The sequence below is a fragment of the Nitrospirota bacterium genome (assembly GCA_016178585.1).
GTDB lineage: Bacteria > Nitrospirota > Nitrospiria > JACQBW01 > JACQBW01 > JACOTA01.
This window is the reverse complement of the sequence record JACOTA010000042.1, coordinates 1-14652: the sequence shown is the minus strand read 5'-3', so window position 1 is coordinate 14652 and position 14652 is coordinate 1. Positions and strand designations below refer to the sequence as shown.

Below are 14652 nucleotides of genomic sequence, written 5' to 3'. Positions count from 1 at the left end.
AAAGTTGTCATTGCGAGCGAAGCGAAGCAATCTCAAGACTTTACGATAAGATTGCCACGCACCCTTCGGTGCTCGCAATGACATGATTAATAAGTGGGTGCGAAGTCTATCGCTGGTCTTGGGTTGTGTGGATTTATTGACTTAAGAAAAAGAATAGACTAAAGTGGCTAAACTATTATCCGCGAAGGAGTTCTTGTGTCTTTTGTCATAACCGTTTATGTGCCTGAAGGAATCGTGATGGCGGCAGACAGCCGTCAGATCATTACCATTGAAAACAAAATGCCCAACGGAACCGTTTCGTTAATCGAGACCATTCGATCCAATTTTGTTTATAAAGTCTTTTACCTGGCACAACAGCAAGTTGGAATCAGCACGTTTGGGGAATCCATCCTCGGACAACTCACCATTGAAACTCATATTAAAAAATTTGCCGAGGAGGCGCTTGAAGACGAAGATGACGTCAGCACGGTTCCCCAGAAATTGGTCAAATATTTCAGGAATCGTTTTCCAAATTCGGATACCGCTTTTCATGTTTCCGGCTATAAAAGAAAGGCCAAAGTGAGCGTCGCGGAGGTCTTTCATTGCCAAATTTCCCGAAATGAGATTAAACCGCTAAATGTTCATCCGGAAACCCAGGACATTGTTTACGGGACCAGTTGGGGGGGGCAGGGAGATATTATTGCCAACCTCCTTCAGCCGGGACAACTGATGACCTCTGAAGGGGTCACGCATATTCCTAAACCCCCGATTCTATGGGATACCCTTCCGCTTCAGGACGCGATTGATTTCTCGATTTATGCCGTCAGAACCACAATCGACACGATGCGTTTTCAAACCCGCCCTAAAAATGTAGGAGGCCCCATTGATGTTCTGGTTCTTTCTCCTGAAGGGTCGCACTGGATTCAGAGAAAAGGGTTGCACGGGGAACGGAGGCAAAGTTTTTAAAATGGAGGCGTATCATGGGTGATATTTTAGTCTTAGACCTTGAAACTCAAAAAGCTTTTGATGAAGTCAACGGCCGGCATAATATGAGAGATCTTTTGATCTCCGTCGTTGGCATTTATTCTTATCAACGGGATGCGTTTGAATGCTACGAAGAAAAAGATCTTCCCAAACTTTTCCCGATGCTGGAGTCCGCGGATCTCATTGTCGGTTTTAATACCAGACGGTTCGATTACCTGGTCCTCGAACCCTATTATAAAAAATCGCTCGATCATTTTCGAAGTCTCGACATTATGGAAGTCGTTCAAAAAATGCTGGGACACCGCTTGAGTCTCGATACCATTGCTAAAGCGACGCTCAACAAATCTAAACTCGGGGCCGGACTTGATGCCATCCGTTATTTTAGAAACGGAGAAATTGAAAAGTTAAAAGAATATTGTCTGGAAGACGTCAGACTGACAAGAGATTTATATGAATATGGGAAGAAGCACGGCAAACTCTACTACACCGACAAATCAGGTAAAGGGATCTTAAGCTTTTCGGTGAATTGGGAGATGGAGAAACAGCAGTCGCTATTTTAAAAGGTGCTGGGTTTCTTTGGATTGGGTTTCTTTGGGTTCGATTTTTAACGTAATGGTTTTTGGAAGCAGATGGGTCACTTCAACGTTTAACGGAACATTAATATTTTCGCCATGAAGATAAACCGTATTTTCTCCAAGTGACACCTTGGAAAGGTCAACCGTAGCCGCCAACCGCGCGGTAGTCAGATTCTCCAGCGTACTTTCCCTTCCTTTAACCCTGACCTCTATATTTTCGGGCGTTCTCCCCACAATTTTCCAGTTTTCAGGAAGGTTTTTAAGCTGAAGAGGCACCAGGAAATTCATTTCAACCTGACCACGTGAATTCACGTAGCCCCAGAGTAATACGCCAAGGAACAGGGAGACAATTTTGATAAGGCTGTTTTTAAAAAAGAGGGTTTTTAGCCCGATAGCTTTTTTTTTCATTTGGCGAAAGGTCTTTTAATTTTTTCTACGGGACGAAGAAAACCAGGTTTTTTCTCCTTGAAGAGGAGCAATCTTAACCTTTCCCGCACTTCCGAGATTTTTAAATCTTCCGACATGACGCCTCCTGAAATGACCGAAATTTTTCCGGTTTCCTCGGAAACGACCAACACGACGGCATCGCCTTCTTCGGTAATTCCGATGGCGGCGCGGTGGCGGGTTCCAAGTTTCTTGTTAACAGAGGGATTAAATGAAAGGGGTAAAAAACATCCTGCCGAAACGATCCGGTTCCCCCGTATGATGACAGCCCCATCGTGAATCGGGGAAGACGTTTCAAAAATACTAATTAAAATCTCCTTTGAAATGATCGAGTCTAATGCCAGACCAAGTTCCGCGGTCTCCTTAATTTCGATCTCACGCTCCAGGACAATCACTGCGCCTATTTTTCGATTCGATAAATGGTTGATTGCCTTTAAGATCTCCTCCAGGGTCCTGGACCCTTCGAGCGGCAACAATCCCTCTTTAAACGGGTTTAACCCAATCTGCACTAAAACTCGCCGGATCTCAGGCTGAAACAAAATGATCAAAGCCAGAATGATTTGCGACCAAAAATTTGTCACCAGCCAATCGAGCGTATAAAGGTCCAGCCATTTTGAAAAAAGAAGGACAAGGAGAAGAAAGGAGAGTCCGGTCAGCATGTGAAGCGCCCGGCTCCCCTTGAGAATCACAAGAATCCGATAAATCAAATAGGAAACGAGAAGAATATCGAATAAATCGAGCCACCTGAAATGTGAAAGTAAATCCTGGAGGATAACGGTAAAATCGTTCATCAAATCCCGCCCGCCCGGATCGCCTCAATCATCCGAATAACATTGACGGTCGGCCCGACTTCATGCACTCTCACCATATGAACCCCCTTCCAGACGGCCCACGCTACCGTAGCCAGGGACCCGGCCAGGCGTTTATCTACGGGAAGGTCTAAAATCTTTCCAATAAAGGATTTATTTGAAGCGCCGATTAAAAGGGGCCGGTTAAGGACAAAGAACTCTTCTACCGAATGAAGAATTTTCAGGTTGTGTTCAACGGTTTTACCAAATCCGATCCCCGGATCCAGAATAATCTGCTCCTTCGACAAACCCGCGGAGACGGCGGCGTTTATCTTCGCCTCAAAAAAAAGAATAATTTCTTCCACCACCGAGTGATAATGTGGACTCATCTGCATGGTCTCTGGCGTTTTTTGCATGTGCATGAGCACAACCGGAAGATGATATTCTGCGGCAATTTCGGCCATTTCGGGATGATTGAAGGCCTGAATGTCGTTAATCAGGGAAACCCCGTATTCAATGGCCTTCCGGGCAACTTCCGGTTTACAGGTATCAATCGAAACGGGAATTTTCAACCGTGGGACAACCGCTTCCAGAACAGGAAGCACGCGGCGGAGTTCTTCCTCCACGGAAACAGGTTGGGCTCCGGGCCTTGAAGACTCCCCCCCGACGTCAATGAAGTCAGCCCCCTCTTCCTCCATTTTCAGCGCATGGGAAATGGCATCCGATTGACCAAAATATTTTCCCTGATCGGTAAAAGAATCGGGGGTCGCATTGAGGATTCCCATGACATGAGTTTTCACGCCCAACTGAATTTTAAATCGGCCGCAGGAGAGTTCGAATGTTTGTTTACAGAAGTTCATTTACCACAAAATAAACACTCCTGTTCGTCTGCTTTAACATGACAGGCGGACAGGGAGGTCTTTTAAGGAGCTGTTTTAGAAAAACGTGATCCTCAAGAAAGGAGACAAAAACTACGCAGCGGTAGCAATCGCAGACTGAATAATTTTTTCAATTTCGGGAGCGTCGAGAGATTCTTTTTCAAGAAGGGCCTCTGCAAGCGCTTTTAAAGCGCTGAAGTTCGTTTTAATGATCGTTTTGGCACGCTCATAGTTTTCCATGACAAGGCGCTTCACTTCATTATCAATTTCAATTGCGGTCGACTCACTGTAGTCCCGATGCTGGGAGATTTCCCTTCCAAGAAAAATTTCCTGTTCCTTTTTTCCAAAAGTCAGAGGGCCTAATCTTTCGCTCATTCCCCACTCACAGACCATTTTCCTTGCAAGATCGGTCGCACGCTCAATATCATTTCCCGCGCCCGTCGTGATATGCTGAAACGCCACCTCTTCCGCGACTCTTCCCCCCATTAAAATGGCAATGTTGTTATGGAGGAACTCTTTGCCGTAGGTATACCGGTCATCGGTCGGAAGCTGCATTGTTAATCCTAACGCTCTTCCACGCGGAATAATCGTCACCTTATGAACAGGATCCGTTCCCGGCAGAATTCTGGCCACGAGCGTATGTCCGGCTTCATGATAAGCGGTCGTTCGTTTCTCCTGTTCGTTGATCATAATACTTTTTCTTTCCACGCCCATTAAGACTTTATCTTTCGCAAATTCAAAATCAATCATTTCGACGACTTTTTTATTTCTCCGCGCAGCCAAAAGCGCCGCTTCATTCACCAGGTTTTCCAGGTCAGCTCCGGCAAATCCAGGAGTCCCCCGCGCAATAACTTCCAGGTTGACGCTGGAATCAAGAGGAATTTTCTTGGTATGCACCTTTAAGATTTCCGTTCTTCCCTTATAATCGGGTCTCTGAACCACGACCTGCCGGTCAAACCGGCCGGGACGCAGCAAAGCAGGGTCAAGCACATCGGGTCTGTTCGTGGCGGCAACGAGAATAACCCCCTCCGAGGTCTCGAAACCATCCATCTCAACGAGAAGTTGGTTTAACGTCTGTTCCCTTTCATCATGACCTCCCCCCAAACCAGCTCCCCGGTGACGGCCGACGGCGTCAATTTCATCGATGAAAATAATGCAGGGCGCATGTTTTTTCCCCTGTTCAAAAAGGTCCCGTACCCTGGAAGCGCCCACCCCCACAAACATTTCAACAAAATCCGACCCGCTGATACTGAAGAAAGGGACGCCTGCCTCTCCCGCAATCGCCTTGGCTAAAAGAGTTTTTCCCGTGCCCGGAGGCCCGACGATTAAAACGCCTTTCGGAATTCTTCCTCCCAGTTTCTGAAATTTTGGAGGGTCTTTTAAAAATTCTATGATCTCAATGACCTCATCTTTTGCTTCATCCACCCCGGCGACATCCGCAAATGTTATTTTTTTCTTGTCTTCAGACAAAAGCCTTGCCCGGCTTTTACCAAATGAAAGGGCCTTGTTTCCACCCATTTGCATTTGACGCATAAAAAAGATCCATAGGGCCAGAATAAAGACAAAGGGACCCCACGTCATTAAAAAAGTGATGTACCAGGGGTTTTCATCCGGCGGTTTGACGTTTATCTTGATGTTCTTTTCCCGGAGGTTCTTAATCAAATCAGGATAATTCGCGGCATAGGTTTTAAATTTAACGCCATCTTTTAGAACGCCCGTAAGATGGTTCTCTTTAATAACGACTTCTGATATGTCCCCCTTGTCAACACGGGCCATAAAATCGCTGAAAATAAGCTCCTCTTCGCCCTGCCGGGGAGGGGTATTAAAAAGATTAAACAATAAAATCATGAATAACCCGATAACCAGCCAAAGCGCCATATTTTTAAAACGAGGTTTCATTTACTTCTCCCAGATATTTGGAAGCCTGCCCGCCAAATATCATTCTCATTCCATCGGTCAAACGGTTTGATGAAAAAATGATTAAAAGTCCAGTCAAATAAATGTTTTAAGTTTATCATAAAAAAATTGCCAACGGCAATATTATTTCTTTACTAAAAAATCTCACCCATCATCTCACTCTTCTATGTTTTCAAGAACGGCCATATAGGGCAGGTTGCGGTATTTATTGTCATAATCCAGGCCGTATCCCACAATATATTTGTCCGGAATCTCGAACCCGACATAATCAATGTCAACATCGACCTGCCTTCCGGCCGCTTTATTCAACAAAGAGCAGACTTTCAACGAATTCGGCTTTTTTGCGTTAAATTTTTTCTTTAAAAACTGGAGGGTTAGCCCGGAGTCGACGATATCCTCCACTAAAAGAACGTCTTTTCCCACGATTTCTTCCTTCAGATCAGAAACGATTTTAACCTTGCCCGAGGTGTGGGTTGCTCCCTGATAACTCGACACGCTGATAAAGCCGACTCTCAGAGGAAGTGAGATCGCTCTGGCGATATCCGCATAAAAAGCAAACGCCCCTTTTAATACACCAATCAGGTAGAGATCCTTCCCGGCGTAATCTCTGGTAATTTTTTGGCCTAATTCTTTAATCCGCTTTTGAACTGCTTCTTGAGTGATCAGAGGTTTCCCAAAAATTTTCTCGGCCATGAGGGTATCCTTTTCTTTAGACTTTGTTCAAATTGGGCTCTATCGTTATTTAATTATAACATGATCTATACCATTATGATGCCTTTGAAACTGGTTTTTTCATACTTGAAAGGAAAAATCAAGCCAAATCCGTTGATTCGACTTCAATTTGCAAAACCCTGTTCGTTTTTGACGAGACTTGAGAGGGAAAGTCCCGTTCCATTCCGACAATCCACAAAACCCTTCCCGGAGTTACAATCAGGGGAATGGTGTCTCTTAACACCCTTGGAATTTTCAGGTCGACAAAGATATCCTGCAGTTTTTTTCGTTTCCCCCGGAGTCTAACAGGGCAGATGAAGTCGCCAGGGAGGCGGTTCCTCAAAGTGATGGGAAGTGTGATTTTTGAATAATCAAAAAATTCTTTATTTTTTTCCGGCTTGTTTTGCGGCGCCGCTTCGAAAAGGGAAGTCTTCACTTTAATCTTTAATGCTGAGGAAACAGCATGACCCGGAATTGGAATTGACAAACCAACCGGACCGCCGGATTGGATCGAATCTTGACCCAAAAAGACCAGCCGATCATAACTTTTATAGGCTTTGATCCCGCCCGGAAGACAAATTGACTTTCCATTTCCCATTTTTTTAGCTAAATGGCAGAGGTTTTGAACATGATGATAATGGATATTCAGTAAACCGCCTCTCATTTGAACGAGAACCTGCCTCAAAATTCTTCGTTGAATAGCCGGAATCTGGTTTAAAAAAGGTTGAATCGCTACAACAGCGTTTCCTTTTTCAGGGAAAGAGACGATCTGGGGCAGAACCTGATTCACCACGGCTTCAAGGGCACGGTCTTCCTCCATCAAAATGTCTGATTCGCGCTCCAGGACGTGAAGGATATTGGGATTATATTTTTCTAGAAAAGGGAGAAGTTCCTGGCGAATTTGATTTCTAAAATAGTGGGGAAGCTTATTTGAAGAGTCTTCACGAAAAGCGAGTTGATGCTGTCGAAGATAAGCCAGAATTTCGTCTTTTGTAAAATTAAGAAAAGGACGAATCACAGAATCCCGGATTCTTGGTATTGCGGATAAGCCCCGGGGTCCAGAACCCCTGATCAATCTCATCAGAAAAGTTTCGGCCTGGTCACCCGCATGATGCGCCGTGACGATCCAGCGGCCTTCGTTTTGCCGTGAAATTTCCCGGAGCGCCTGATATCGAGCCATTCGAGCGGTTTCCTGGGTGGATTTTCGCATTGATTTTGCCAGTGAAGCGATATCTTTCTTCACAATCGTGGAAGGAATATTCAGAACGTCACAAAATTTCCTGACAAATTCCGCATCTTCATCCGCTTCGATCCCTCTTAAAGAATGGTTGAGATGGCCTGCGTGAAGTTTAAAAGGGTAGCTCTTTCCAATTTCAGAAAGGAGGTGAAGCAGGCAGACGGAGTCTGGCCCTCCCGATACGGCAACAACCAGAAGGTCGCCCGGGTTAACTCCCAGGTTTTTTAGATTTTCCCGAACCCTTTTTAACACATGATTGATTTGAGAATGTTCTTTGCGGTCATAATGTCTTTTTCAATCTGGCGAACCAGGGAATCCTTGTCCGGAAATTTTATTTCGCCCCTGACTTTGCCGTAAAAATAAACTTTAAGCTGTTCACCATACAATTTATTTGAATAATCAAACAAATGAACTTCGATTTGTCTTTTACTTTTTTGAAAGGTAGGCTGTGTCCCAATATAAACAATCCCGGGAAGAATGTTTTGGCCCACCTGGACAGTTACAGCGTAAACCCCGTCTTTCGGAATCAGCTTGTCGCCGGGAAGGAGGTTAGCCGTTGGATACCCGAGCGTTCTTCCTCTCATTTCTCCTTCAACGACTTCCCCTTCCAGAAGGTAGGGACGCCCTAAAAAAGGGACCACCTCGTCAACGCTCCCTTCTAAAAGTAATTTTCGAATCAGGGATGAACTGACAATCTGGCCGTTGAGCCTGACGGGCGTCACCACGTTAACGGTAAATCCGAATTCTTCGCCATACTGACGAAGAGAGTCGACGTTCCCGGAGCGTCCTTTTCCAAACCCGTAATTCGAACCGACAAAAACCTCCCTGATTTTTAAACCGTCGACCAGAAAGGTCTTCACAAATTCCCGGGGTGACTGATTGGAGAATTCTTTTGTAAAATCAATGACGTATATCCTCTCAATCCCGCGGTTTTCAATCAAGCCCAACTTCTCTTCCTGAGAGCTTAGCAATTCCAGGGGACGATCGGGAAAAAGCACTTTAATCGGATGGGGCTCAAAGGTAAAGGCAATCGACGTCCCCTTCACCGCCGCAGCCCGTTCAACCACTTTTTTTAAAATGGCCTGATGCCCGATATGCACGCCGTCAAAATTTCCAAGCGCAAGAACCGGATAGGGGAGATTCCGGGCCTCATCAATTTTTTTCAGAAATTTTGCGCTCATCGATTGAGAATCCGGGCGGCCTCTTTCGCGAAATAGGTGAGAATCATATCGGCTCCGGCTCTTTTAATCGAAATGAGAGTCTCCATGATTGCCGATTTTTCATCCAGCCACCCGAGCTTTGCCGCGGCTTTAATCATCGAATATTCTCCGCTGACCTGATAGGCGGCAACAGGAACGTCGAAACCTGACCTGATTTTGGAGACGATGTCGAGATAGGGCATGGCGGGTTTCACCATGATGATATCAGCCCCTTCTTCAATATCGAGCGCAACTTCACGGAGAGCCTCCCGGCTGTTTGGAGGATCCATCTGATAGGTTTTCCGGTCGCCGAATTGCGGAGAAGATTGCGCCGCTTCACGGAAAGGCCCGTAAAAACAGGAGGCATATTTTGCCGAATAGGCCATGATCGGTATTTGCGTTTTTCCGGCCTGGTCCAAAAATTTCCTGATGGCCCCGACTCTCCCATCCATCATATCGGATGGCGCAACCAGATCGGCTCCGGATTCCGCATGGGTCAAGGCCATTTTGGCAAGGAGGTTTAAGGTTTCATCATTTTCGATCTGACCATCTTTCACGATTCCGCAGTGTCCGTGCGACGTGTATTCATCGATACACACATCGGTCATAACGATCAGGTGAGGGAATTTATCTTTTATCTTTTTTATCGCGGTTTGAACAATTCCACGGGGATTATAGGCCTCGCTCCCGAGTTCATCTTTTTTTTCCGGAATGCCAAATAAAATAATCGAGGAGATTCCCAAAGTTTGCACTTCCTCTATTTCCGAAAGAATCCGGTCCACTGAAAACCGGTAATTCCCGGGCATAGATAAAATTTCGGTCCGGACATTTTTTCCAAAGGTTACAAACATGGGAAAGATCAGGTGATCGGGCTCCAGGTGGGTTTCCCGCACTAATTTTCTCAACGCTTCGCTATTTCTTAAACGCCTGGGACGATGGTTCGGGAAGGACATAATTTCTAACCTCTTTTTTTAAAATAATGCACGATCGCTTCGGTCAAGCCCAAAATGGTATGTTCGTCCGGCTGAATGTCTGCCTGATAACCATATTCCTGCAACGTCTTTGAAGTAATCGGGCCGATACTGGCTATTATTGCATTTGTGAAATAGGATTTCAAATCAGTCGAGTCGAAAAGCTCCATAAAGTTTTTAACAGTGGAGGAGCTGGTAAAGGTCACGACAGAAATTTTATGCCCTGACAACAGTTTTCTTATTTTTTCAGTATTTTCAACAGGTTTTACGTTCTGGTAAGCCGTCACGACATCCACCCGCGCTCCCATTTTTTTTAATGCTTCAGGGAGAATTTCCCGGGCCGCTTTTGCGCGGGGAATTAAAAACCTTTGGCCTTTAACCGCCATTTGTTTAAATTCTTCGACCACGCTTTCTCCCTGGAAAGAACCGGGAACCAGATCGACTTTAATGCCGTATTTTAAAAACTCTTCGGCCGTAGAAGAACCGACCGCGCAAATCTTGATTTGATGAAGCGCCCGAATATCTTTTCCCAGGGTTTTAAGCCGGTTCATAAAAAAATGAACCCCGTTTACACTTGAAAAAATCATCCAGTCATACGATCCGATCGAACGAATCGCCTGGTCCATCTCTTCCCACCGGTCCGGGGGAACGAGTAAAATAGTCGGAAAGATCACCGGCTCGGCGCCGTAGTAAAACAGGAGGTCGGAAAAATCTTTGGATTGTTCTTTCGAACGGGTAATTAAGATTTTTTTGCCAAAAAGAGGTCTTTTTTCAAACCAGTTCAGTTTCTCCCTTAGATGGATCACCTCCCCGACAATGACCAGAACAGGAGGTTCCAATTCGGCCTCATCCCGTTTCTTTTCGATATTTTTCAATGTCCCGACAACGGTTTTCTGATCAAACCGGGTGCCCCAATGCACCAGAGCAATCGGCGTTTCGGGACTTCTTCCATGGCGAACGAGCTGTTTCGTAATGGTGCTTAAGTTCCCCAACCCCATAAGGAAAACAAGGGTGTCAATTCCCGTGGAAATTTTAGACCAATCGACACTCGACTCTATTTTTGCGGGGTCTTCATGTCCCGTAATAAAGGCGACGCTTGAACTCAAGTCCCGATGAGTCAGGGGAATTCCCGCATAAGCCGGAACCGCTATAGCTGACGTAATCCCGGGAACCACTTCAAAGGGGAGACCCTCCTCGACCAGGGCTGCCGCTTCCTCTCCCCCCCGGCCAAAGATGAAGGGATCCCCCCCTTTTAGTCTCACGACGACCTTCCCGCTCATCGCTTTTTGAATAATCAGGGAATTAATTTCTCCCTGCCGGCAGGAGGAACTCCCTTTTTTACCGACAAAAATTTTTTCAGCCGAAGGTTTTGAAAAATCAAGGATATCCGGGTTAATAAGATAGTCGTATAAAATAACATCCGCCTCCTCCAGACATTCTTTCCCTTTCAAAGTTAACAACTTGGGATCACCCGGGCCCGCTCCGACCAGATAAACTTTTCCTTGTTTCATGTTTTTTCGTGATAAATATCCTGTAGAATCGCTTTTCCGCCTAAAGCGAGAATTTTTTCTGCCAGGGCGATCCCCAATTGACCCGCCTCTTCGGTTTCGCCTTCTATGGACTCGCGAATCATCGATTCCCCGTTTAAACTGGAGACCATCCCTTCCAGTCGGATTCTGCCATTCTGGACCAGGGCGAAAGCGCCGATCGGGACCTGGCATCCGCCTTCCAGTTTTCTTAAAAAGCTCCGTTCAGCCACCAGGCGAGTCCGGGTTTCAGGCTCCTCTAAAAACAAAAGGAGGTCATGAAGTTCGGAGTCTTTTTCCCTTAATTCAATTCCCAAAACCCCTTGACCTACGGCAGGAAGGCAAATAGCAGGGTCAAGATATTCCGTAATCTTTTCTTCAAGCCCTAATCTTTTCAATCCCGCCGCCGCCATCACGACCGCGTCAAATTGTTCGTTCTCCAGTTTTCTTAAACGGGTTTCCACGTTTCCGCGAATCGGGAAAACCTTAATATCCGGCCGGGCGGTTAACAACTGGGATTGACGTCTTAAACTCGACGTCCCAACGCGGGCTTCTCTGGGAAGGTCGACAAACTTTTTTTTGCCGCGGCTGATTAAAACATCCCTGGGATCATCCTGATTGGTGTAAAAACCGAGATGCAGTCCGGCCGGGAGATCCGAAGGAACATCTTTCATGCTGTGGACTGCCAAATCAATTTCGCCCTCCAGGAGCTCCTCTTCGATCTCTTTGACAAAGAGCCCCTTTCCACCCACCTGCGCCAGAGGCACATCCAGAATTTTATCTCCTGAAGTATGAATGATTTTAAGATAAACCTTCAGACCGGGATGTTGTTTTTTAATGTTCGATTTAATCCAATCGGCCTGCCAAAGAGCAAGTTTACTGCCGCGGGTGCCAATCCAAATAGAATCCATCAAATTTCTTTATTCCTTCTTTTACTTATTTCCTTAAAAGATAATACAAGGGATTATCATCAAAAAGTGTGAACGGGTAAAGGGTTAGTTATTGGTTTTTGGTGGAATCTCTTAAACCGGAGAGCGAGCCGTCCGAAGGTTCCCGGTCAGCACCCGGGTCGGAGCTGGCCTTTTTTTCTTCTTCAAGATTAAATATTTTGCGCGTCGTTTGAATGACCTGGGGTCCATGAGACTGGTGAGCTTCTGCTTTTAAAGCCGACAGGGGGAAGTGGAGGATCTTATTGATAATGTTTACCGAAAGGTTTTCGATGGCTTCTTTTTGCTCCTCCGAAATCTCGGTCCTCCATTTGGCAATCGTTTTTTCTACTTCTAATTTACGAATCGCTTCGACCTTTTCCCGGATGGCAATGATCGTTGGAACCACATTTAAAGATTTAAGCCAGCGGTCCATCGTTTCGACTTCTTCCGAAACAATCAATTCGGCTTTTTCAGCCTCTTTTTGCCTTTCTTTCAGGTTCGCTTCAATGACCGACTGCAGATCATCAATATTGTACAAAAACACATTTTCCAAAGCGTTAATTTTGGGATCGATATTCCGGGGGACTGAAATATCGACTAAGAAAATCGGCCTGTTCTTTCTGCTGGCAATAGCGGATTCCACCATTTCGCAATGAATCAGGTAATAAGGGGCTCCCGTCGAACAGATCACGATATCGGCCTCTGGAAACTCGGCCTCCAAATCGTCAAATTTAATTGAAGTGCCATTAAACTCTCTTGCCAGTTCAACCGCCCGCTGAAAATTCCGATTGGTCACCATGACATTCTTGACGCCATTGTTAATCAGATGCCGGGCTGCCAGCTCGCTCATTTCACCCGCTCCCACCAGCAGAACGGTTTTTCCAGTTAAATCTCCAAATATTTTTTTTGCCAGCCCGACGGCGGCATAACTGACTGAAACGGCATTTTCAGAAATCTTCGTTTGGGATCGGATCCGTTTCGCAACCGAAATCGCTTTCTTAAATAATTTGTTTAAAATGACCCCGGTCGACTTATTAATCATGGCGTAGTCAAACGCTTCTTTTAACTGACCTGAAATCTGAGGCTCTCCCACGACCATTGAATCAAGACTGGACGACACCCTGAAGAGGTGACTGACCGCATCCACTGAAGAGTAGTAGTAGAGATACTGGACAAACTGTTTAAAGGGAATGGATGGACCCTGTTTTTGGTTTTCGTATAAAAACTGGCTCAGATAGTCAAAGCATTCAGGAATATTATCGGTCGTTGCACAAATCTCTACCCTGTTGCAGGTCGATAAAATCAATCCCTCCGTCACCAAAGGAGAAGCCAGCATCTGCGTCAGGTAGTTTCCCAAAAGAGCCTCCGGAAAAGAAAATTTCTCTCTGACCTCAACCGGAGCGGTTTTGTGATTTAATCCAATAAGAACAATGTTCATCTTTTTCCCGTCTTACATAATGATTTAGCTTAAATAAACCGGTGAGGGCCTTTGACCAGAAGATTGACCACAAAAAAAGTAAAAACCACACCCATAAAACCGATAATCGCCAGGTAAGCGGCTTTTCTGCCGCGCCACCCGATGGTTAATCTACCATGAATCATGCCTAAATAAAACAGCCATGTGACCAAAGTAAATATCCGCTGAGGATCCCAGACCCAGTAGGCCCCCCAGACATCCCCTGCCCATAAGGCTCCGGCCAATATGCCAACCGTCAACATGGGGAACCCGACGGAGATCGCCTGTTGGTTTAAATGATCCAACAGATCTAGCGAGGGCAATTTATAGTAAAGAATGTTAAATCGTTTTGATTTGAGAAGCTTCTCCTGGATCAAATACATCAACCCGGCGACAAAAGCAATCGTAAAAGCAACGCCGCCTAGCACCGAAAAGGTCGTATGAATTCCAAACCAGGTGCTGTTCAGGTCAGGTTGCAACGTTTTGATTTCATTAGGGAATGCCGCGGCTGAAATTAAAGATAAAAAAGCCAGGGGCAGGATAAATGATCCGAGAATATGAATCCGGTACCGGTATTCCAGCACCAAATAGGTCAAAATCATTCCCCAGGAAAAAAATGAAAGGGCTTCCGGAAGATTGGAAAGAGGAAAATGGCCGGATTCAATCGTTCGAATCGTAATCGCGATCGTATGAAGTAAAAATCCAGCCCCGGTTATCCCAAGCGCATACTTGGATAAAAAGTCCTTTTTGCTTGAAAAATAAAAAAGATAAACAACGGTTCCGGCGAAATAGACCAGGACCGTTAATTTAAAAAAGAGAATATTCATGAAATGTTTATTAAGCTCATTTCATAAATTATAGGAATAACCTTGATTTTCTGTCAAGTAATTAAAAACGACCGGGTGTGAGACAAATTTGTGGGTAAACTTCTCACCCGGTTGCCCGATTTCCCCAAAACTCCTCCCACCGGCCGCTGATTTGGCAGCAGCGCAGGGCGATAATCGCATTGGCGCCTTTGACGGTCCATCTCATTCCCGACTGTTTGAGCCTCTGTCCCA

The 14652-nt window shown here is 45.6% G+C and carries 14 protein-coding genes; 2 read left to right on the top strand and 12 right to left on the bottom strand.

Annotated elements, in window-relative coordinates; translation table 11 throughout:
- The first annotated feature begins 195 nt into the window (after positions 1-195).
- Positions 196-945 (top strand): hypothetical protein, encoded by a 750-nt coding sequence (locus HYR79_07600; protein ID MBI1821559.1) that lies wholly within the window; start codon positions 196-198, stop codon positions 943-945.
- A 14-nt stretch (positions 946-959) separates the two neighbouring features.
- Positions 960-1523: a ribonuclease H-like domain-containing protein gene (locus tag HYR79_07595; GenBank protein ID MBI1821558.1), complete on the top strand. Its 564-nt coding sequence runs from the start codon at positions 960-962 to the stop codon at positions 1521-1523.
- On the opposite strand, the gene HYR79_07590 is transcribed toward HYR79_07595, so the two are convergent.
- The 12 genes from HYR79_07590 to ccsB all read right to left on the bottom strand — a co-directional run bounded on the left by HYR79_07590 (position 1515) and on the right by ccsB (position 14421).
- Positions 1515-1946 carry a YbbR-like domain-containing protein gene (locus tag HYR79_07590; GenBank protein MBI1821557.1) on the bottom strand — a complete coding sequence of 144 codons (432 nt, stop codon included), beginning with the start codon at positions 1944-1946 and terminating at the stop codon, positions 1515-1517. The genes HYR79_07595 and HYR79_07590 overlap by 9 nt on opposite strands.
- The gene (locus tag HYR79_07585; protein ID MBI1821556.1) at positions 1943-2773 is read right to left on the bottom strand and encodes a TIGR00159 family protein; all 831 of its coding nucleotides are present in this window, start codon (positions 2771-2773) and stop codon (positions 1943-1945) included. The genes HYR79_07590 and HYR79_07585 overlap by 4 nt, the downstream gene beginning before the upstream one ends.
- Positions 2773-3630, bottom strand: a complete 858-nt coding sequence (gene folP, locus HYR79_07580; GenBank protein ID MBI1821555.1) for a dihydropteroate synthase — start codon at positions 3628-3630, stop codon at positions 2773-2775. Before folP ends, HYR79_07585 begins: the two co-directional genes overlap by 1 nt.
- Before the next feature lie 111 nt (positions 3631-3741).
- Positions 3742-5547 carry an ATP-dependent metallopeptidase FtsH/Yme1/Tma family protein gene (locus tag HYR79_07575; GenBank protein MBI1821554.1) on the bottom strand — a complete coding sequence of 602 codons (1806 nt, stop codon included), beginning with the start codon at positions 5545-5547 and terminating at the stop codon, positions 3742-3744.
- A 174-nt stretch (positions 5548-5721) separates the two neighbouring features.
- Complete coding sequence (gene hpt / locus HYR79_07570) at positions 5722-6258, bottom strand: hypoxanthine phosphoribosyltransferase (protein MBI1821553.1); 537 nt, start codon at positions 6256-6258, stop codon at positions 5722-5724.
- Between the two features lie 118 nt (positions 6259-6376).
- On the bottom strand, positions 6377-7765 hold the full coding sequence (tilS, locus tag HYR79_07565) for a tRNA lysidine(34) synthetase TilS (protein MBI1821552.1): 1389 nt from the start codon (positions 7763-7765) through the stop codon (positions 6377-6379).
- Positions 7759-8694, bottom strand: coding sequence for a bifunctional riboflavin kinase/FAD synthetase (locus HYR79_07560; GenBank protein ID MBI1821551.1), 936 nt, complete (start codon positions 8692-8694; stop codon positions 7759-7761). Before HYR79_07560 ends, tilS begins: the two co-directional genes overlap by 7 nt.
- Positions 8691-9665 (bottom strand): porphobilinogen synthase, encoded by a 975-nt coding sequence (gene hemB / locus HYR79_07555; GenBank protein MBI1821550.1) that lies wholly within the window; start codon positions 9663-9665, stop codon positions 8691-8693. The genes HYR79_07560 and hemB overlap by 4 nt, the downstream gene beginning before the upstream one ends.
- Before the next feature lie 5 nt (positions 9666-9670).
- A complete protein-coding gene (gene cobA / locus HYR79_07550; protein MBI1821549.1) occupies positions 9671-11194 on the bottom strand; it encodes a uroporphyrinogen-III C-methyltransferase in 1524 nt (507 codons plus the stop codon).
- Positions 11191-12120 (bottom strand): hydroxymethylbilane synthase, encoded by a 930-nt coding sequence (gene hemC / locus HYR79_07545; protein ID MBI1821548.1) that lies wholly within the window; start codon positions 12118-12120, stop codon positions 11191-11193. Before hemC ends, cobA begins: the two co-directional genes overlap by 4 nt.
- Positions 12121-12208: 88 nt before the next feature.
- On the bottom strand, positions 12209-13576 hold the full coding sequence (locus tag HYR79_07540; GenBank protein ID MBI1821547.1) for a glutamyl-tRNA reductase: 1368 nt from the start codon (positions 13574-13576) through the stop codon (positions 12209-12211).
- A gap of 29 nt (positions 13577-13605) precedes the next feature.
- Positions 13606-14421 (bottom strand): c-type cytochrome biogenesis protein CcsB, encoded by an 816-nt coding sequence (gene ccsB, locus HYR79_07535; protein MBI1821546.1) that lies wholly within the window; start codon positions 14419-14421, stop codon positions 13606-13608.
- Positions 14422-14652 lie beyond the last annotated feature (231 nt).